19 protein-coding genes and 1 pseudogene are annotated in these 19,298 nt (G+C 31.6%); 4 read left to right on the top strand and 16 right to left on the bottom strand.

The features are described 5' to 3' along the window. From gmhA to gmhB, 4 genes and pseudogenes are all read right to left on the bottom strand, one after another. The coding region (gene gmhA / locus AJ939_RS09285) for a D-sedoheptulose 7-phosphate isomerase (RefSeq protein WP_044780033.1) at nucleotides 1–556 on the bottom strand (556 nt) is incomplete at its 3' end. After that, entirely contained in the window at nucleotides 553–1,938 is a 1,386-nt protein-coding gene (gene rfaE1 / locus AJ939_RS09290; protein WP_070276632.1) for a D-glycero-beta-D-manno-heptose-7-phosphate kinase, read from the bottom strand. The genes rfaE1 and gmhA, both read right to left, overlap by 4 nt. Continuing rightward, the gene (rfaD, locus tag AJ939_RS09295) at nucleotides 1,931–2,884 is read right to left on the bottom strand and encodes an ADP-glyceromanno-heptose 6-epimerase (RefSeq protein ID WP_070276634.1); all 954 of its coding nucleotides are present in this window, start codon (nucleotides 2,882–2,884) and stop codon (nucleotides 1,931–1,933) included. Before rfaD ends, rfaE1 begins: the two co-directional genes overlap by 8 nt. Beyond that, nucleotides 2,885–3,446 (bottom strand): annotated as a pseudogene (gene gmhB / locus AJ939_RS09300) (D-glycero-alpha-D-manno-heptose-1,7-bisphosphate 7-phosphatase). A gap of 80 nt (nucleotides 3,447–3,526) precedes the next feature. On the opposite strand from gmhB, the gene AJ939_RS09305 reads away from it, so the two are divergent. Then, on the top strand, nucleotides 3,527–3,829 hold the full coding sequence (locus AJ939_RS09305) for a c-type cytochrome (protein ID WP_002852762.1): 303 nt from the start codon (nucleotides 3,527–3,529) through the stop codon (nucleotides 3,827–3,829). Nucleotides 3,830–3,851: 22 nt separating this feature from the next. Here AJ939_RS09305 and ccoS read toward each other — a convergent pair whose 3' ends face one another. Both ccoS and AJ939_RS09315 read right to left on the bottom strand, forming a co-directional pair. Then, nucleotides 3,852–4,058: a cbb3-type cytochrome oxidase assembly protein CcoS gene (gene ccoS / locus AJ939_RS09310; protein ID WP_002852798.1), complete on the bottom strand. Its 207-nt coding sequence runs from the start codon at nucleotides 4,056–4,058 to the stop codon at nucleotides 3,852–3,854. After that, nucleotides 4,055–6,412 (bottom strand): heavy metal translocating P-type ATPase, encoded by a 2,358-nt coding sequence (locus AJ939_RS09315; RefSeq protein WP_079860521.1) that lies wholly within the window; start codon nucleotides 6,410–6,412, stop codon nucleotides 4,055–4,057. Before AJ939_RS09315 ends, ccoS begins: the two co-directional genes overlap by 4 nt. A gap of 108 nt (nucleotides 6,413–6,520) precedes the next feature. On the opposite strand from AJ939_RS09315, the gene rho reads away from it, so the two are divergent. The 3 genes from rho (at nucleotide 6,521) to AJ939_RS09330 (ending at nucleotide 11,331) form a co-directional block, all read left to right on the top strand. Next, nucleotides 6,521–7,819 carry a transcription termination factor Rho gene (gene rho / locus AJ939_RS09320; protein ID WP_002853705.1) on the top strand — a complete coding sequence of 433 codons (1,299 nt, stop codon included), beginning with the start codon at nucleotides 6,521–6,523 and terminating at the stop codon, nucleotides 7,817–7,819. 3 nt (nucleotides 7,820–7,822) lie between these two features. Then, a complete protein-coding gene (locus tag AJ939_RS09325) occupies nucleotides 7,823–9,355 on the top strand; it encodes a DNA polymerase III subunit gamma/tau (protein WP_070276638.1) in 1,533 nt (510 codons plus the stop codon). Between the two features lie 74 nt (nucleotides 9,356–9,429). After that, complete coding sequence (locus AJ939_RS09330; protein WP_002861873.1) at nucleotides 9,430–11,331, top strand: NAD(P)/FAD-dependent oxidoreductase; 1,902 nt, start codon at nucleotides 9,430–9,432, stop codon at nucleotides 11,329–11,331. On the opposite strand, the gene copA is transcribed toward AJ939_RS09330, so the two are convergent. The 10 genes from copA to AJ939_RS09380 form a co-directional block, all read right to left on the bottom strand. Next, nucleotides 11,321–13,426, bottom strand: a complete 2,106-nt coding sequence (gene copA, locus AJ939_RS09335; protein ID WP_002861874.1) for a copper-translocating P-type ATPase CopA — start codon at nucleotides 13,424–13,426, stop codon at nucleotides 11,321–11,323. The genes AJ939_RS09330 and copA overlap by 11 nt on opposite strands. Further along, nucleotides 13,426–13,620, bottom strand: coding sequence for a heavy-metal-associated domain-containing protein (locus AJ939_RS09340; protein WP_070233533.1), 195 nt, complete (start codon nucleotides 13,618–13,620; stop codon nucleotides 13,426–13,428). Before AJ939_RS09340 ends, copA begins: the two co-directional genes overlap by 1 nt. Then, on the bottom strand, nucleotides 13,610–14,560 hold the full coding sequence (czcD, locus tag AJ939_RS09345) for a CDF family cation-efflux transporter CzcD (protein WP_002870480.1): 951 nt from the start codon (nucleotides 14,558–14,560) through the stop codon (nucleotides 13,610–13,612). Before czcD ends, AJ939_RS09340 begins: the two co-directional genes overlap by 11 nt. A gap of 74 nt (nucleotides 14,561–14,634) precedes the next feature. After that, entirely contained in the window at nucleotides 14,635–14,898 is a 264-nt protein-coding gene (locus tag AJ939_RS09350; RefSeq protein WP_070276640.1) for a zf-TFIIB domain-containing protein, read from the bottom strand. Between the two features lie 72 nt (nucleotides 14,899–14,970). After that, the gene (locus AJ939_RS09355; RefSeq protein WP_070276642.1) at nucleotides 14,971–15,465 is read right to left on the bottom strand and encodes a threonine/serine exporter family protein; all 495 of its coding nucleotides are present in this window, start codon (nucleotides 15,463–15,465) and stop codon (nucleotides 14,971–14,973) included. Beyond that, complete coding sequence (locus AJ939_RS09360) at nucleotides 15,462–16,238, bottom strand: threonine/serine exporter family protein (RefSeq protein WP_070276644.1); 777 nt, start codon at nucleotides 16,236–16,238, stop codon at nucleotides 15,462–15,464. Before AJ939_RS09360 ends, AJ939_RS09355 begins: the two co-directional genes overlap by 4 nt. An 81-nt stretch (nucleotides 16,239–16,319) precedes the next feature. Next, on the bottom strand, nucleotides 16,320–16,919 hold the full coding sequence (locus AJ939_RS09365; protein ID WP_070276646.1) for a DedA family protein: 600 nt from the start codon (nucleotides 16,917–16,919) through the stop codon (nucleotides 16,320–16,322). 82 nt (nucleotides 16,920–17,001) lie between these two features. Then, nucleotides 17,002–17,229, bottom strand: a complete 228-nt coding sequence (locus tag AJ939_RS09370; RefSeq protein ID WP_044779097.1) for a hypothetical protein — start codon at nucleotides 17,227–17,229, stop codon at nucleotides 17,002–17,004. A 10-nt stretch (nucleotides 17,230–17,239) separates the two neighbouring features. Beyond that, entirely contained in the window at nucleotides 17,240–18,676 is a 1,437-nt protein-coding gene (locus tag AJ939_RS09375; protein ID WP_070276648.1) for a DUF3373 family protein, read from the bottom strand. Between the two features lie 146 nt (nucleotides 18,677–18,822). Then, nucleotides 18,823–19,296, bottom strand: coding sequence for a peptidylprolyl isomerase (locus AJ939_RS09380; protein ID WP_044780073.1), 474 nt, complete (start codon nucleotides 19,294–19,296; stop codon nucleotides 18,823–18,825). Between the last annotated feature and the right edge of the window lie 2 nt (nucleotides 19,297–19,298).

A 19,298-nucleotide genomic window follows, 5' to 3' on the forward strand; every position in this document is an offset into this window, starting at 1 on the left:
AGCTCTCATCTATGATCTGACAAAGTGCGTGTATGATCAAAATGTGCATTTCTTGAATTCTAGCCGTATCATCGCTTGGCACGACAAGATTATAATCACAAAGCTTATTCATCATTCCACCACCTTTTCCGCTAAGCCCTAAACAAAGCATATTAAGTTCTTTTGCTTTTTTAAAAGCTTCTAAAACATTAGGGCTTTTTCCACTCGTTGAAATACCGATTAAAATATCATTTTCATTTCCTAAAGCTTCCACTTGTCTTGAAAAAACAAACTCAAAACCATAGTCATTTCCTATAGCACTAAGTGCTGAAGTATCGGTTGTAAGTGCTATACCTGCTAAAGCCTTGCGTTCTTTTTTATAACGCCCACTGAGTTCAGCTGCAAAATGCTGTGCATCAGCTGCACTTCCACCATTTCCACAAATCAAAATCTTGCCACCTTTTTTAAGACATTCACATAAAAGCTCACCTATTTTAGCGATTTGTCCTTTTAAAATTTCACTTTCTTGAACGATTTTTTGATGTTCTTGCCATTCTTTTTCTACTAAATTTATCATTTTTTATCCTTAATCTTTTCTATGATCTTACTTGTGCTAAATCCTTCTTCAAAGTCGATTAATTTAACTTTTGAAACAATATCCGTACCCACAACAAGCTTATCTTTATAATCAGCTCCTTTAACCAAAATATCGGGTTTTAAAAAGCTTATAAGTTCCAAAGGGGTATCTTCATCAAAAATCACTACAAAATCTACAAAATAAAAAGCTGCCAACATACAAGCTCTTTGAAACTCTGAATTTACAGGACGACTCTCACCTTTGAGTCTTTTCACACTCGCATCTGAGTTTAAACCTACAATCAAAACATCACCCAATCTTTTAGCTTTCTCAAGGTATTTTATATGTCCAAAATGCACGATATCAAAACAACCATTGGTAAAAACGATCTTTTTATCATTTTGTTTTAAAAGCATTAAAAGTTCTTCTTTGCTTTTGATTTTTTTCTCAAAATCCACACGATTAAAACTCTTAATCTCATCAAAACTCACACTCACGCTACCTATTTTACTCACTACAACAGCTGCAGCTTCATTAGCAAGTTCACAAGCTTTAAAAATTTCAATCCCATTTGCCAAACAAAAAGCTAAAATGGCGATCACACTATCGCCAGCCCCTGTTACATCATAAACTTCTAAGGCTTTAGCGGGTGCGATTTTTAAACTCTCATCAAAAAGTGCGATCCCCGCTTCTGAAAGAGTGATGATAGAATAACGCAAAGCAAAATCTTCTTTTAATTTTTTAATCCCTTTTTCTAAATTTTCACCCTCTAAATTTTCAAATTTTAAAGCTTCTAAAGCTTCTTTTTTATTAGGCGTGAGTAAGGTTGCACCGCTATATTTACTAAAATCACTGCCTTTAGGATCAACTAAAACAGGGATATTTAAAGCCTTAGCCTTTTTTATCACAGCCTTGCAAACTTTAGGGGTTAAAACACCTTTGGCATAATCACTTAAAACCACAGCTTTAAAATCTTTAATCTTTTCATCAAACAAAGCTATAAGTTCATCTTCAAGCAAAATTGCACTTATGTCTTCTTCATCTAGTCTTAAAACCTGCTGATTGTGTGCCATAATGCGATTTTTAAAAGGGGTTTTGCGTCCTTTTTGGATCAAAAATTCTCCTTTTAAATTTTCTTGTAAAAATTTCCCACTCTCATCATCACCCACAACACCAAGCGCAAAAACATCAGCTCCCAAGCTTTTTAAATTTGCATAAACATTCGCAGCCCCGCCTAATCTTTTATCTTCTTTAAGAGTTTTAGCTACCAAAACAGGAGCTTCAGGACTGATACGCGAACAATCACACCAAGTGTAATTATCCACCATAAAATCCCCTATAATTAAAATTTTAGGTTTTTGCTGACTTAAAAACTCAAGCATTTACTTCCTTTTCAAAAAGTCTTTTTATCTCACCTAAATAATCTTTTACCCCTTCTTCTAAAGTGAATTTTGGCTGATAATCCCAAGTTTGATCTAGCTTTGCTTCAGTATGGAATTGATAAGATTTTACATAAGGATTTGGGATATATTCACAAGGCAAATCAGTCTTTAACTCTTTTTGCAAAATATCAACTATATCTTGAAAAGTCCTTGCTTTACCACTACCTACATTATAAACTCCACATTTTGAGTCAAGAGCGATTAAATTGGCATTAATAACATCTTTAATATAAGTAAAATCTCTATAAATTTGATCACTTCTTTCAAACAAGCGTGGATTTTTTCCTGCTAAAATTTGATGGCCAAATTGTAAAACCATAGAAGCGGTTTTGTTTTTATAAAATTCGCCTTTTCCATAAACATTAAAATATCTAAGTCCTACTAAATGGGCTTTATCGTAGTATTTTTTCGCTAGCTTATCCATCATCAATTTTGAAAAAGCATAAGGATTTTTTGGTTCTTCATCTTTACCTACAGTTTGTGGACTTTTTGCATCACCATAAACCGAAGCTGAACTTGCATAAATAAGCTTTGCATTAAGATCTATGCTAAGTTCTATAAAATCTTTAAAAGTATTTAAATTGGTTTGCAAAACCTTAGTTTGATCAAAAACCGTAGTGTCTGAAATTGCTGCTTGATGAAAAATAATGTCTGGCTTAAAATCTTCAATCTTTTTTAAAACTTTTTCATCGTTAATATCGCCTGCAAAAAGTTCTCCATCAAATTCAAGTAAATTTTTAAAATGTCCAAAACTTTGTAAATTTCCATTTTCAAAAGTCGCACTGCTACGCATTTTATCAATGATTAAAATTTCATGTTTTTCTTGCAAATTTAAAGCCAGTTGCGAACCTATAAATCCTGCACCACCTGTGATTGCTACTCTCATTTAAATGTCCTTTTCTTTAAAAAAACTCAAAATTTCTTTTAAATTTTTAAATTGTCTAAAAAAATCGCCTTCTTTTTTTTCTTCATTTACCAAAATCAAAGTGCCAATATTAGCATTTAACCCTGCTTGCATATCGCTTAGATTATCCCCGATAAAAATAGAATTTTTCATATCTAAATTAAACTCATCTTTTGCTTTTAAAAGCATTCCTGCTTTAGGTTTGCGACATTCACAACCTTCTAAATGCGGACAATGATAAATTTTATCAATTTTTATACCTTGTTTAGTAAATTCTTTAAGCATATAATCACAAAGCTTAAAAAAATCACTTTCCTTATAATATCCTCTTGCAATGCCTGATTGATTTGTCGCTATAAAAAGCAAATATTTTTTAGCTAAAAAATATCTACAAAGTTCAAAAATTCCATCACAAAATTCAAAATCTTCTATTTTATAGACATATTTTTTATCTATATTAATCACACCGTCTCTATCTAAAAATAATGCTTTTGTTTTCATAAAAAACATTATAATATAGCTTTTTTGAAAAGAAAATAAACATTATCTTTATTTTCTTAAGATTTTTATAAAAATAAAGATATATAATATCTGGCAATCTAATTTTTACTGAGGAGAAATCAAATGAAAAAATTATTAGTAGTTTCTGCTTTGGCATGTCTTGGTGTTTCTGCTTTTGCTGCAGATGGTGCTACACTTTTTAAAAAATGCGCAGTATGCCATGGTGCAAATGCTGACAAAGTTTACTTAAACAAAGTTCCAGCTTTAAAAACTCTTTCTTCTGCTGAAAGACTTCAATACATGAAAGAATATTCAGAAGGCAAAAGAAATGCTTATGGTCAAGGTGCGATCATGAAACTTAACCTTAAAGGTTTAACTGAAGAAGATTTTAAAGCTATCGAAGCTCATATTGAAACTTTAAAATAATTTCTAAAAAAGGCTTTTCTTTTTAAGAAAGCCTTTTTTTATCCAAAGCTTCTTTTTTACGCCTTTCTAATTCTATAGCATCACGCAAAGAATCCTCATCATCATTTAAAGTAGTAAATTTATAATCATCATCAAATTGTTTATTTTTAATCCCCCAAAGCAAAGTTGCCAAAATGATAAAAAACGCTAAGATAGAAACCCCTATCATCATCATGATTATACTATTCATTCTTTAATCCTTAAAGCATTTAAAATAACTATTATACTACTAAAAGACATAGAAATAGCAGCGAATAAAGGATTAATCATACCCAAAAAAGCCAAAGGTATGGTACAAGCATTATAAAACAAAGAAAAAGCAAGATTTTGCTTGATAATTTTAAAGGTATTTTTAGATAATTTGATGGCTTTTTTTAAAGAAAGCAAGTCATTTTTCAAAAGTAAAACATCACTACTTTCTATAGCTAGATCACTTCCTTCTCTTAAAGTCATCGAAACACTTGCATATTTTAAAGCTAGTGCATCATTTACCCCATCACCTACAAATAAAACTTTGTAATTTTTGCTTAAATTTTCTATAGTTTTCATTTTATCTTCTGGCAAACAAGAAGCTTGATAATTTTGAATTTCTAACTTTTTAGCGATTTTTTCCACTGCTTTTTGATGATCGCCACTTAGTATCATTAATTCTTTTTTTTCTTTTTTAAGATAAGCGATAAGCTCTTTTGCACCTTCTCTTAAAACACTATCAAACTCAAAAGAAGCTAAAATTTTACCTTCCTTAGCAAAAATAAAATGTGTATTATCAAATTCTTTAGCCACAATACCCTTTTCTTGCAAAAATTTAGAACTTCCGCCTAAAAGCAACTCTTCATTTAACTCAGCACTTAAACCTTTAGCTTGAATACTTGAATGCTTTTTAAAATCTAAATTTAATTCCTTAGCTCCTTTTTGCTTTAAATACGACGCAATATTTTGAGAGATAGGATGTTTAGAAAGTTTTACAAAATTATAAAGCTCATTTAAATCAAGCGCTTCATCTAAAAAAACCTCTTTAAGTTCAAGCTCTATTTTGGTTAAAATACCCGTTTTATCAAACACCACGCAATCACATTTGCTTAAATCTTCTATCACGCTAGAACTTTTAAACAAAATATGTTTTTTCAAAGCTCTACCTAAAGCTACAAGATTGCTCACTGGCGTTGCTAAAGCCAAAGCACAAGGACAAGCGATAATCAAAACTGCAATCGCATTGACTAAAGAAATTTCAAAACTCTCTTCCTTGTAAAAAAACCAAAAAGCAAAACAAACAAAAGCGATCAATAAAACCGTTCTAGAAAAATAAGCCGAAAGACTATTGACCAAACTTTCAAGTTTTGCTTTTTTAGAACTTGCAAGTTCTAAAAGCTGGATAATTTGACTGAGTTTTGAATCCTTGTAAAGCTTTGTTGCTTCATACTCCACACTTCCATCAAGCACTATACAAGCTGAAAAAATTTCATCTTCTTTTTGTATGAGTTTTGGAATACTTTCTCCGTTTAAAGAAGAAGTATCCACGCTCATTTCACCACTTTTACAGATCCCATCGATTAAAATTTTATCTCCAGTTTTAAGCAAAATTCTATCCCCTAAACAAACCTTTTGCACTTCTTTAGGAACAAATTCTTTACCATCAAAAACCAAAACTTCATTTTGCAAAAAATCATTAAGCCCATCTATGGTATCTAAAGCACGCTTTTTGCTAAACATCTCAAGATATTTTCCTATAAATACAAAGCAAACTATCATCGCCACAGAGTCAAAATACACTTCCCCCACCCTAAAAAACATAGCCCATAAAGAATAAATATAAGCCAAACTCGCTCCACTAATTACCAATACATCCATATTTAAACTATGCATTTTTAAAGTTTTAAAAGCGCTTTTATAAAAATGAGATCCCGTATAAAAAAGCACAGGAGAACAAAGGATAAATTCAGCAAAATTTAAAATATCTTTAGTATCCTTATCCATACCGCTAAAAAATCCTGCGTATTTTGCCACTGCTATCCACATGATATTCATCACACAAGCTATAGCCACAACAAGCTTAGAATAAAATTCCCTTTTTAATAAATCCGCTTTTTTTGAAGCCTTGCTCGCATCATAAGCACTCGCTTTATAGCCTATACTTTCAATAAGTCTTAAAATTTGCACCAAAGAAATGCTTTGTTCATCAAAAACAATGCGTGCTTTATGGTTTAAATGATTGATATCAAGTTCTAAAATTCCTTCTTGCTTCGTTAAAATTTTCTCATTAAGCCACACACAAGCTGCACATTCTATACCGTGTATCATGAGATAAATTTCACTAAATCCTTCTTTAGTTTTAGTAATAAACTCATCATAATTTTTCATTTCATTTTGAAAATTTACAGGGCTTAAAGTTTGATTTCCAAGCTTTTCATAAAACTCATCTAATCCACTTTCATGTAAAATTTCCCAAACGCTCTCACAACCCTTACAGCAAAAAAATTTACCCTTATACTTTATCATTTGGGCTTGTTTATAATCAAGTCTACAATGTTCACATTTCATAATCATTCTTTAAAAAAATATTTTTTATAATTATAGACAAATTTGACAAAAAGTGCATTTTTTTACTAAAATCACATTTTACAAAAATTATTCTGCTAAATCTTACGAGGACTCATGGAAAAAGAAAAAAAACAACATCAAAGAACCCACGTTCCAGTGGAAGGTTATAAAATCGAAGAATTAAAATTATTAGATTTAGAAAATCTAGTTAAAATCGCTAATGAATGTGAAATCGAAAACCCAAGAGAATTTCGCCGTCAAGAACTTATTTTTGAAATTTTAAAAGCACAAACAAAAAAAGGCGGTTTCATACTTTTTACAGGGATTTTAGAAATTTCTTCTGAAGGTTATGGCTTTTTAAGAGGCATGGACTCTAATCTTAGCGATAGTGTTAATGACGCTTATGTTTCAAATTCGCAAATTAGAAAATTTGCTCTACGTGTAGGCGATATCGTTACAGGACAAGTTAGAGAACCAAAAGATCAAGAAAAATACTACGCTCTTTTAAAAATCGAAGCGATCAATTATCTGCCTTTACAAGAAGCTAAAGAAAGACCTTTATTTGATAACTTAACCCCTATTTTTCCAACAGAAAAAATCAAACTCGAATACGATGCTATGAAGCTTACAGGTCGTGTTTTGGATCTTTTTACTCCTATAGGAAAAGGACAACGCGGACTCATCGTTGCTCCACCACGCACAGGTAAAACAGAGCTTATGAAAGAACTTGCTACTGCTATTGCAAAAAACCACCCAGAAATGCATTTAATCGTGCTTTTAGTCGATGAAAGACCTGAAGAAGTTACCGATATGCAAAGATGTGTAAAAGGCGAAGTTTTTAGTTCTACTTTTGATTTACCTGCTTATAATCATGTGCGTGTAGCTGAACTCGTGATAGAAAAAGCCAAAAGAATGGTAGAAACAGGAAAAGATGTTATCATCTTACTTGATAGTATCACAAGACTGGCACGTGCTTATAACACCGCAACTCCAAGCAGTGGAAAAGTCCTAAGCGGTGGGGTAGATGCTAATGCTTTGCACAAACCAAAACGCTTTTTTGGTGCAGCTAGAAATATAGAAAATGGAGGCTCTTTAACCATAGTTGCTACAGCTTTAATTGACACAGGTTCAAGAATGGATGATGTGATTTTTGAAGAATTTAAAGGCACAGGAAATAGCGAAATAGTTCTTGATAGAAATATCGCCGATAGAAGAATTTATCCTGCGATTAATATCATCAAATCAGGAACAAGAAAAGAAGAATTACTCCAAGGCGTAGCAAATCTTCAAAAAATTTGGGCGATCCGTTCGGCGATTTCTCAAATGGATGATGTTGAGGCATTGAAATTTTTATATTCTAAAATGCTTAAAACCAAAGACAATGTAGAACTTTTATCTATAATGAACGAGTAGAAAATGCTTCAAGCTCTAGCGATTAAATACAGACCAAAAACCTTTGATGAACTCATAGGACAAAAAACAGTTAGCGTAAGTTTAAAATACGCTCTAAATCATAATCGCTTAGCTCATGCTTATCTTTTTTCAGGACTTAGAGGAAGCGGAAAAACCTCAAGTGCTAGAATTTTTTCTCGTGCTTTAGTTTGCGAACAAGGACCAAGTGATACTCCATGTGGCACTTGCAAGCACTGTCTTGCAGCACTTGAAGGCAAACATATAGACATTATAGAAATGGATGCTGCAAGCAACCGTGGACTTGAAGACATACAAACCTTAATCGAGCAAACCAAATACACCCCTTCTATGGCAAGATTTAAAATTTTCATCATCGATGAAGTACATATGCTTACCCCGCAAGCTGCAAATGCACTTTTAAAAACCTTAGAAGAACCACCAAGTTATGTTAAATTTATACTTGCAACAACAGATCCTTTAAAACTCCCAGCTACTGTACTTTCAAGAACGCAACATTTTCGCTTTAAACAAATTCCACAAAGTGAAATTTTAAATCATCTTAAAGAAATTTTACTTAAAGAAAATGTTAAATTTGAAGAAGAAGCTTTAAAATTCATAGCAAGAAGCGGCAATGGATCTTTAAGAGATACTTTAACCTTACTTGATCAAGCTATTATTTTTTGTCAAAATGAAATCAGCATTAGTAAAATTACAGATATGCTAGGCTTTTTAGATCCTCAAAAAATCAAAGCCTTTTATCAAGCTATTTTAACAAAAGACAAAGAAAAAGTTTTTGCATATTTAGAAGAATTGCAAGACTATGAAGCTTCAAGCGTGATTGATGAAATGCTTTTTTATTTAAAAGAAAGTTTTTTTGCAAAAAGTACAGAATTTTCTACTTTAATTTATGAAAGATTTTTCCGTATTTTATCAAAAGCTAAAAATATGCTTTGCGATGATGATGGCTTTACGCTTTGTGTTATGGCTTTTATGATGATGGAAGCAAGTCATTTAAAAGAAATTGACGCACAAATCCAAGAAATCAAACAAGAAAATATAACAAATACTACACCTAAGATCACACCTTCTCCTATCATGCCTAATCTTGAGAAAAAAATAGAAAAAAATGCTTATGAAATCTTGCTTGATAGTATTTATGATAGGGATTTTGATCTTGCAGAATGCTTTAAACAAAGCACAAAATTTATTAGTTTTGAAAATAATACTTTAAATATAAGCTCAAACGCACAAGGAAAAAATCGCGATACGCTCAATAAAGGTTTTAAACTCATGCAAAAACTTTTTAAAGCTAAATTTGGAGAAAATGCAAAAATTAATGTGCAAAAAGCACTAACAATTGATGAAAATAAACTTCAATCCTTAACCCAAGAATTACCAAACAGTGAAAATAAAAACAATATTCAAAGTTCTATTAATATACTTAAAGAAGGGGCTAAAAAATTTGACCCACAAGAAGATCTTAAAGAGGCTCTTAAAGATTGTTTTGGCAATCCTCAAATCCAAAATATAGATTAAGGTATTGCTTAATAATAATATAATTGATCTTTAGCTACAATATTTTTATAAATTATTTAGAAAGAGGAATAAAAATGCAAAGAAGAGACTTTCTTAATGGCATGGCCTTAGCTGTCGTTGCCGGCATGACACCCTTACAATTACTCTATGGAAAAGATAGCAAAATTGAAGACTTTACAAAAGAATATTATCCTCCCAATCTACTTGGATTAAGAGGTAGTAATAATAAAAGCTATAAATACGCTCACATGCTAAGAGATGGAGATAAATTTGGTTTTAGCAGTATAAAACCTAAAGAAAAATATGATTTAGTAATCGTTGGAGCTGGAATCAGTGGGCTAGCTGCAGCTTGTTTTTATCAACAAAAATTTGGGGAAAATAAAAAAATTTTAATTCTTGACAATCATGATGATTTTGGAGGACATGCTAGACGCAATGAAATACAACTTGATGAAGGAACCATTTTAAGTTACGGAGGAAGTGAAAGTTTTCAATCCCCAAAAGCACTTTATTCTAAAGAAGTAATCGAACTCTTAAAATCACTTGGAGTCAGTATAGATGAATTAGCAAAACGATTTGATGTAAATTTTTACCCAGATTTAAAATTAAGCAGAGGGGTATATTTTTCAAAAGAAAATTTTGGTGTTGATAAAGTTGTCAATGGAAATCCTAGAAAAGTTATTTGCGATGATATCCCAGATTCTAAAAATAATGGAAAAAGTATTGAAAATTTTATTAAAGATTTTCCTATGACTTCTAAAGATAAAAGAGAGTTAATATCTCTTTTTAAAAGCAATAAAGACTATCTCAAAGGTTTAAGCAAAGAGGAAAAAGAAGAATATATGGCTAAAACAAGTTACAAAAAATTCTTAGAAGAAAAAGTAAAATTATCCCAAAAAGCCATAACATTTTTTGAGGGAATGACGGATGATTTTTTAGCTTTAGGTATAGATGCAATCTCTTGTGAGGATGCAAGAATTTCTTTTTTACCTGGGTTTGATAAATTAGGACTTGATCCTATCGAAGGAGAAGCTTTGGCCGAAATGGAAGAACCTTACATTTATCATTGTGCCGATGGAAATGCTACAGTAGCAAGATTAATGGTAAGAAAGCTGATTCCTACAGTGTCACAAAAAGGTAAAGATATGGACGATATCACCTTAGCCCATTTTGATTACTCAAAACTTGATGACCCTAATAATAAAGTTCGTTTACGATTAAACAGCACTGTTATTCATGTAGAAAATACAAAAAATGGAACCTTAATAAGCTATATCAATCAAGGAAAAAAATATAGAATTAAAGCAAAAAATGTTGTAATGGCTAATTATAACAGTATGATTCCTTATATTATCCCTAGTTTACCTAAAGAACAAAAAGAAGCCTTAAGTAAAAATGTAAAAACATCTCTACTTCACACCAAAGTAATTATAAGCAATTGGGAACCATTTATTAAACTAGGAGTTCACGAAATTTATTCACCGAAAATGCCTTACGCTAGAACAAAACTTGATTATCCGGTTGATATGGGTGGCTATCATCACCCAAGAGATCCAAAAAAACCTATATGTATTCATATGGTTTGCTCTCCTTTAGCTCTAGCCAATATTCAAGGTATTGATCTTGAAGGGCTTGATGCAAGAGATAGAGCCAGAGTAGGTAGAAATTTATTATTTACCATGAGTTTTAAAGAACATGAAAAAATCATTAGGGAACAACTTCAAGGAATGTTGGGATCTGCAGGTTTTAACCACGAAAAAGATATATTAGCAATTGTTGTAAATCGCTGGGGGCATTGTTACTCCTATACAGAAAATAGTCTTTATGATGATCCTAAAATTGCAGAGCAAACCAGGCTTATAGCTAGAAAACCTTTTGGCAATATTGTTATAGCTAATTCAGATTCAGATTGGTCAGCTTATATGCATTCAGCTATCGACCAAGCTTATCGCGCTATTAATGAGATCAAGGCTTAGATTTTCTAAGCCTTAAAGAATTAAGTACCACAGCAACAGAACTAAAACACATTGCAAGTGCTGCTATATGAGGACTTAAAGTGATAAAAGGTACAAATCCTGCTGCGATAGGAATGCAAAGTACATTATAAATAAAAGCCCAAAAAAGATTTAGCTTGATAATACTGCGTGTTTTTTTAGCAAGTTTAAAACATTTAAAAATCGCTGATAAATCATCTTTTATCAAGATAAAATCCCCTGTTTTTTTTGCAAGTTCATTTGCTTTTGAGAAACTCATACTCGCGCTTGCAGCAGATAAAGCCGCCGCATCATTGATCCCATCTCCTACAAAAAGAGTTTTTTTAAATTTTTGAATGATTTGTAGTTTTTCTTCACTCTTAAGTTGAGCGTGAAATTCATCTATTTGTAATTCTTTGGCTATTTTTTCTACATTTTTTATATGATCACCACTTAAAATAAAAGTTTTAAGATTTTGCTTTTTTAAATTTAACACAAGCTCTTTGGCCCCATCTTTTAAAGCATTGCTTAACAAAACACCACCTAAACACTTTTTATTCTTAGCAAAATACACCCTAACATATTCTTTAAAAGAATCAAAAAAGATATCGCTTTCTTTTGTGTCAACTTCATTTTTGTGCAAAAACTCCGCGCTACCTACAAGATAAATATTATTATCTTCTTTGTATTTTATACCAGAACCCACAATCACTCTTCCCTCGCCCTTTAAATCAAAAATTTGATCTTTATGCAAAGCCTTGGCTATAGGATGAGAGCTTAAACTTTCAATTTGACATAATTTATCAAAATCATCTTTAGAAAGATTGTGCTTAAAAATACTCAAATTTTCCTTTGTTAATGTACCTGTTTTATCAAAAAAAGCGTACTTAACTAAGGCTAATTTTTCTAAAGCAGCAGGATTTTTAATAAGAATGAAATTTTTTGCCGCATTTGCACTTGCCACAACCAAAGCTATAGGCGTTGCAAGCCCTAAAGCACAAGGACAAGAAATCAAAAGCACAGCACAAGCGTGTAAAAAAGCTGTATTTAAATCCGCTTTTACCGCCCAAAAAACAAAAACTAAAAAAGCAAAAAATATTATACCCCCTACAAAGTATTTAGAAATTTGATCTGCTAAATTTGCCAAAGGACTTTTAATATTTCCTGCTTCAAAAACTAGATTTTTGATTTGTTCTAAAGTACTATCCATAGCCTTTTTGTTTGCTTTGATCCTTAAAGCGCCATTTAAAACTACTGCTCCTGCTTGAACTTCATCGCCTTCTTTTTTTAAAACAGGCAAAAACTCTCCATTTAAAAAACTCATATCAAGCTCTGCGCTCCCTAAAAGCACTACTCCATCTGCAACAATGCTTTCTCCTTCTTTTACCAAAAGCACATCGCCACTTTTGACAAAAGAACTTGGAATTTCTTTAATACTTTCATCTTCAAGCAAAATTTTTGTCTTTTTTGTATCTATATTTTCCAAAATTCTTTGATAATCTTGTGCTTTAAATTTAGCTTTACTTTCAAGATATTTTCCTAAAAGCACAAAGGAAATAATCATCATTGCACCACTAAAATACAAATCTTCTTCTTTAAAAATTTGCAAATACACCAAAAAAGAATACACAAAAGCACTCAAAGTCCCTAAAGCTACAAGGGTATTCATATCTAAATTTTTACTTTTAAGTCCTAAAAAAGCATGAGAAAAAAAATCTCTCCCGCAATAAAATATCCCAAAAAAACTCAAAGCCATTTGGATATTTTGTGAAAAAGAACTTTTAACAAACATTTCAAAATACATAATAATCACACTCAAAACTATACTTAAGAGCAAATTTTTTCTTAATTCTAAGTGTTTTTTTGCCTTGTATGCGTTCAAGCTTTGTTCATCTTCTAAAATTTCAAAGCCTAAATTTTTAATTTTTGCGATGATATCTTTGCGTTTTTCTTGATCTTCAAGTAAAAAAACTCCGCTAGAATTCACATAAGAAACACTAGCATCTTTAACACCATCAATTTTTTTACAAGCTCTTTCTATAGCGTTAGAACAATTAACGCAAGTCATTTTACCTATTTTTATACGCAATTCTTCCATTATAAACGCTCTATGATTTCAAAACCTAAATCTTGAAATTCTTTTGAAAAATTTGATACTTGATTCTCTTCTAAATTTAAACTTAAAATTTTTTGCTCCAAATCCACTTCTATATTTCCAAATTCATCTTCAAGAGAATTTTTGATCAGATTTACACAATTCATACAATTAACATTTTTTACTTTAAATTTCATTTTCACTCCTTATAGGATGTATGGTAATGTGCCCGATTTCAAATTCATGTAGTAATTTATGGGATAAATCCTGAGATAGTTTTTCAAATTCCTTTAGATCGCAAACTTTCACTTTTAAATGCATAGAAGCTACTAGCATTTTATTGGTGATTTGAGTAATATGCAAATCCACTACCTCATCCACACTAGGATTTAAAAGCAAAACTTGTCTTACTTTTTCTATATCCACAGGAGAACTTTCAAGTAAGACATTAGCGCTTTGTTTAAGCAAGATAATTGCCCATCTTAAAAGCAAGATTGATAATACAATAGCTAAAATCGTATCTATATAAACAATACCACTGAAATACACCGCTATTCCACCTATAATAACCACTAAAGAACCCAATAAATCACTCATCATATGTAAAAAAGCGGACTTCATATTGACATTTTCTAAATTTGCACCCTTAAACATCATCAAAGCATTAATCCCATTTACCAAAAAGCCCAAAATAGCTACAATTATCATGGTTTTAGCGTCAATTTCTTTTGGATTAATAAATTTTTCTATAGCCTCATAAATGATAAATAAAGCCGATAAAATAATAGTTAAAGCATTGACAAAAGCCACTAAAACTTCAAGACGAAAGTACCCAAAGGTCTTTTGATGATCTTGCCATTTTTCTACAGCTATGATGGCTAAAAAACTAAGAGCTAAGGCAAAAACATCAGAAAACATATGCAAAGTATCGCTTAAAAGTGCCAAAGAATTTGAAAGGATTGAATAAATAAATTGCACAAGCATCATAGAAAAAGTCATTAAAAGAGAAATTTTTAAAATCTTTTTATCCATACTCCTTGCATCAGCATGGGAATGATGATGTTCATGAGAATGTTCTTCGTGATTATGATTACAAGATTTGTTAGCTAAAGGCTCATGTGATAAAAATTTATACATTTTATATCCTTTTTGCTTGACATTTTAAGATATTAAGTTAAAAAGAATATAAATATTTGTTATTCTTATAAAAATTAAAAGTCAAAAAGTTCGCCTAGCCAACTTTCTTTCCTTTTCTTTTTATAGTAATCATTGTGCTGATGATAAGCTGAGTTATTATATCTTGACTCTTGTCTTGAAACTTGGTTAAAATTTGCTGTATTAGGGACACTGCGTTCTATGATTTTGTCAAGTTCTCCACGATCAAGCCAAACGCCACGACATTTTGGACAATAATCAATCTCAACTCCACTCCTATCGCTCATAACCAAATCCACATTGCAAACTGGACATAACATACAATACCGCCTTTTTTTAAATTTTTGATTTAAAATTATAAAAAGAAATACTAAACAATTTTACAACAAGTTTTAATGTTTTTTTGCATGTCTAGTCATCATAAAACTTTGTTCAAAAAATATAAGCAAAGTAACACTCACTCCTATAGCTAGAGCCAAAGTCACAGAAACAGTTGTAAAAAAATAATCAAAAAATTGAACCAAAAATTCAGACTTAGCCTTCAAATCATCACTGCGTATAAAAGAAATAAGATACAAAATCGCTTTATAAGCATAAATTCCAGGTATCATAGGAATAAGAGCAGGAAAAGCGATAATTTCAGCAGGGGTTTTGATGATTTTTGCTAGAACAATTCCTAAACTTCCTATACAAAATGAAGCAATAAAAGTTGCAATTGCTAAAGTTTGAAAATGAAAATATTCCACCAGGGTAAAACGAAGCCCATGTGCAATTGCTGCTAAAATAGCAGATAAAATAAGGGTTTTTAAAGGTGGATTGCAAGCATAAGCAAAGCCAAATCCCGCCACAGCAGCAAAAAACATATCTCTTAAAATAAATTCAATCATCTTAAAATCCCAAAATCCGAAATACTAAGTGTCATGTAAATTCCAAGTGCTATACAACAAATCAAAATAGCCACGCTGATAATACGACTAAGCCCCATTAAAATATGATCTTTTAATATATCAATCACAGAATTTATAAAAAATACCCCTGGTATAAGATATAAAATACTAGAACCCAAAGCCACATCAGAAGTATTGGTATATCCCATATCCAGTCCAAAAAACACAAACCACGATGAGATAAAAGAACAAAGGATGTATTGAATTCTTAAATCAATCTTTGCTTTAGTTAAAATATATCTTAACAACAATCCCACGAAAGTTGCAAAAAACACTAAATTTCCAGCACCAAAATCACCGCCAAAAAGCCTACAAAAAGCCGAATTTGCCATAGAAACAAACAAAAGATTAAACAAATAAGAATGCTTTTTTTGTTGAGAAATTTTCTCAAAAACAACTTGCGCTTTTTCAAGATCGTATTTGTGATCATATATAGCCCAGCTTAAAGCACTTAAATCAAAAATAAGCTTGAAATTAACATGGGCATGATGATTGGGTATGACATAAGTTCTTTGAATGGAGTTATCATCCATATCTACAACATTTAAAGTAATATGATGAAAAAAGAAATTGATATTTATCTCATAGCCATAAACCTCAGCTATTCTTCCTACGCATTTTGCCACCCTAGCTGTATAAGTTCCAGCACCTAGCAAAGTTTTAGTATATATGATTAAAAAATTAGTTAATCTTTGTATATCAGGTTTTTCCATATTTTGATCATCTTTAACTTGAATTTATTACAATTATAGCAAATTTGAAAATAATAAAGAAAAAAATATTTATAATTTAAATCATTTATTAAAAGGCTTTTTGATTTTGATATAAATTAAACTTGCTAAAATCACAAAAACAATTATAATGATTAGAATTTGAGTTAAATAAGTTTTAATCAACTCTTCATTTTGTCCTATATAATAACCCAAAAATACAAGTATAGCCACCCAAATAGCACTACCAAGTGCAGTAAAAAGTATAAAATTTACAAGTTTCATTTTTACCAAACCTGCGGGCATAGAGATGTACTGACGAATCCCTGGTAAAAGACGACAAGTAAAGGTTGAAAATTCCCCGTGTTTGTTAAAAAATTCTTCAAATTTAGCAAATTTGGCTTCATTTATGCCAAAATACTTACCCCATTTTAATACAAAATTTTTACCCCAAAAAAAGCAAATATAGTAATTAATCAAAGCCCCTAAAACAGAACCTAAAGTCCCACTAAGTATACAAAGAGTGATATCAAGTTCGCCTTTATGTGCCAAATATCCAGCAGGTATCATAACAACTTCACTTGGAAAAGGTATAAAACAACTCTCTAAGGTCATTAAGATAATAATACCCAAATACCCCCAAGCGCTAGCCGTCTCAACAATAAAAGAAATGATTTCTTGCATATTAGCCTTATTTGAAGAAAAATTTTAAAAAATTGTAGCTTAAAAGATTAAACAGTAAAAAGCGGTTTTACACCGCTTTTTTTTATTTACCTGCAACTGAAACTTGATTTGGATTGTCCGCTGCACGAGCGATCATGCACTCTTTTAAAATAGCAGCATCAGCTGGATCGCTAACTTTTTTACTAATCCAGCGTTCAACTTGTTTCATTGTTTTTGACTCTGGCTCTGGAGCTTCGTATTTTGCCATCAAACTTGCACAATCAGCCAAAGCAATGATAGGTAATAAACTTGCAAAAAGTATTTTTCTCATCTTTTGCTCCTTAGAATTTTACATTATACATTAACATGATATTATCAGCTCTTGCTTTATCTTTTTTCGCTCCACCAAATGGTAAGCCACGATTGCCCCAAATGTTTTGGATATTAGTATAGCTTAAGCGTAAGAATTGATATCTATCAAGTTGATAAATCACATAAAAATCATGTGCTGTTCCTCTTGTCATTCTTATATTAAGTGGATCGTTGATACTTGGACGGCTCATAGTATACCAGTATCTACTTCCCCAGAAGAACTCATACCCTACTTTTAAAGCCTTAGTAAAATCATAGCGTCCACCTACATGTACAGCATAGCCATCTTCTTCATTAAACTTGCCATCGCCATAACCTTGACTTTTAAGAATTGCACTTAATGTCGAACTTAATTGATTGTTATTCCCGTGAGAATAACCTAAAGATAGAAAATAATTAAAATTCGTTCCAAAAGCTTTATAGTTTTCAAAATGAAGATTTGCTATAGTTAAATCTCCTAAATTTACCACACCATCATCATCAAGAACGCCGCCACTAGGTAAAGCAATTGGACCATTGTTAAGCGGCAAAGCAAAATCGCTTAAATATGCAATATTAAATAATATTAAATTATCTCCCATGCCTTCTATAGGAAGCTCTCCTTCTACTGCAGCATAGTAAAGATTTGCATCAGCATCTTTTTGATCACTCATCCAGTCTCTTACCTTGCCTTCTTCATCCCATTGATAAGTTTTACCATAAGCTGCACGGATAGCTACCTTATGATCTTGCAAACTTTCAGGTTTATAAGTGATCACCGCTGCATCACCTAGAGCGTTGATTGCCAAGGCTGGATAAGTGGATTGTCTTAAAGCATTGTTTCTAAGATTACTTCCTGGACCATCGGTTCCTGGCTGTCTTCCTATAGTTGCAATCCACTCAGGTGTGATATAGTAATCAAGATAAGCTCTATCTACATAAAGTACAGGCCCACTTGTTCTTGTATTTCTTCCTGCATCTAAATCATAAGGAGTGCCACTCCAAGCCATTTGAGACCAGTTTTTAGCCATAGATAAACGACCATAGAATTTGGTTTTATCATTAATATCAGCATTCATATTTAAATGAAGCTCATTCATCCACTTGTTATTGGCACTATAATCTTGTCCGCCAACTTTATAGTTTGTATTTGAAACCGCTGTTGAAAACTCAAGTCCAAATTTAACCTTGCTTAAAGCAGCTTGAAATTCTGTTTCATCAGCTCTATCGTTAAGATCAGCAAGTTCAGCTTTTACAGCTTCATTTTGCTTAGCTTGAGCTTCCCTTTCTTTTCTGATTTGTGCAAGTTCAGCTTGAATTTGTGCAAGCTGTTTTTGAAGCTTGGTTATTTCATCATCTGTATTTTTAGCAAAAAGTGAAGATGAAAGAAGACAAGCGCTTAAAATAAGTGAAAACTTAGTTTTCATAATCATAACTCCTTGTAATTTTGTTACATTTCACTGAAATAAAATTATAATTATAGAAAAAAAAGCTTTAAAAAAAATTATGTGTTAATTATTTTTAGCTAGTCAAATTTTATGACTAGCTTTACATTGATAAGATTTAAATTTAATTACAAAATTTTTATATCTAAAATTTTATCTCCTTGGCGTATAGAGTCTAAAACTTCCAAACTTTCTTCATCTTTTGGATCAATTTGCCCAAAAACAGTATGAACCCCATCTAAATGAGCTTGAGGGCTGTGACAAATGAAAAATTGGGATCCACCCGTATCGCGTCCTGCGTGTGCCATAGATAAGGTTCCACGCTCATGTTTATGTTCTTGATCATCACATTCACAAATGATTTCATATCCAGGCCCACCTATACCATTGCCGTGTGGACAACCCCCTTGTATGACAAAATTTGGGATCACACGATGAAAATTTAAATCTTTATAAAATCCTTCATTAGCCAAAGTAGCAAAATTACAAACCGTTTGTGGAGCCTCATCACCAAAAAGTTTTAGCTTCATTGTACCTTTTTCAGTTTCTATAAGAGCAAATTTGTATTCATTTACTTTGCTTGTGTCAATTGTTTTTATCATAT

Source organism: Campylobacter sp. BCW_6889 (assembly GCF_001762535.1).
Taxonomy (GTDB): Bacteria; Campylobacterota; Campylobacteria; order Campylobacterales; family Campylobacteraceae; genus Campylobacter_D; species Campylobacter_D jejuni.

What these genes read in the sequence shown, in the direction of transcription:
- czcD (WP_002870480.1), bottom strand. Translation starts at nt 14,560, where the DNA reads ATGTATAAATTTTTATCACATGAGCCTTTAGCTAACAAATCTTGTAAT.
- AJ939_RS09375 (WP_070276648.1), bottom strand. Translation starts at nt 18,676, where the DNA reads ATGAAAACTAAGTTTTCACTTATTTTAAGCGCTTGTCTTCTTTCATCT.
- rho (WP_002853705.1), top strand. Translation starts at nt 6,521, where the DNA reads ATGGAAAAAGAAAAAAAACAACATCAAAGAACCCACGTTCCAGTGGAA.
- AJ939_RS09315 (WP_079860521.1), bottom strand. Translation starts at nt 6,412, where the DNA reads ATGATTATGAAATGTGAACATTGTAGACTTGATTATAAACAAGCCCAA.
- AJ939_RS09355 (WP_070276642.1), bottom strand. Translation starts at nt 15,465, where the DNA reads ATGATTGAATTTATTTTAAGAGATATGTTTTTTGCTGCTGTGGCGGGA.
- AJ939_RS09330 (WP_002861873.1), top strand. Translation starts at nt 9,430, where the DNA reads ATGCAAAGAAGAGACTTTCTTAATGGCATGGCCTTAGCTGTCGTTGCC.
- AJ939_RS09305 (WP_002852762.1), top strand. Translation starts at nt 3,527, where the DNA reads ATGAAAAAATTATTAGTAGTTTCTGCTTTGGCATGTCTTGGTGTTTCT.
- rfaE1 (WP_070276632.1), bottom strand. Translation starts at nt 1,938, where the DNA reads ATGCTTGAGTTTTTAAGTCAGCAAAAACCTAAAATTTTAATTATAGGG.
- AJ939_RS09325 (WP_070276638.1), top strand. Translation starts at nt 7,823, where the DNA reads ATGCTTCAAGCTCTAGCGATTAAATACAGACCAAAAACCTTTGATGAA.
- AJ939_RS09350 (WP_070276640.1), bottom strand. Translation starts at nt 14,898, where the DNA reads ATGTTATGTCCAGTTTGCAATGTGGATTTGGTTATGAGCGATAGGAGT.
- AJ939_RS09370 (WP_044779097.1), bottom strand. Translation starts at nt 17,229, where the DNA reads ATGAGAAAAATACTTTTTGCAAGTTTATTACCTATCATTGCTTTGGCT.
- rfaD (WP_070276634.1), bottom strand. Translation starts at nt 2,884, where the DNA reads ATGAGAGTAGCAATCACAGGTGGTGCAGGATTTATAGGTTCGCAACTG.
- AJ939_RS09340 (WP_070233533.1), bottom strand. Translation starts at nt 13,620, where the DNA reads ATGAAATTTAAAGTAAAAAATGTTAATTGTATGAATTGTGTAAATCTG.
- AJ939_RS09360 (WP_070276644.1), bottom strand. Translation starts at nt 16,238, where the DNA reads ATGGAAAAACCTGATATACAAAGATTAACTAATTTTTTAATCATATAT.
- AJ939_RS09380 (WP_044780073.1), bottom strand. Translation starts at nt 19,296, where the DNA reads ATGATAAAAACAATTGACACAAGCAAAGTAAATGAATACAAATTTGCT.
- AJ939_RS09365 (WP_070276646.1), bottom strand. Translation starts at nt 16,919, where the DNA reads ATGCAAGAAATCATTTCTTTTATTGTTGAGACGGCTAGCGCTTGGGGG.
- ccoS (WP_002852798.1), bottom strand. Translation starts at nt 4,058, where the DNA reads ATGAATAGTATAATCATGATGATGATAGGGGTTTCTATCTTAGCGTTT.
- copA (WP_002861874.1), bottom strand. Translation starts at nt 13,426, where the DNA reads ATGGAAGAATTGCGTATAAAAATAGGTAAAATGACTTGCGTTAATTGT.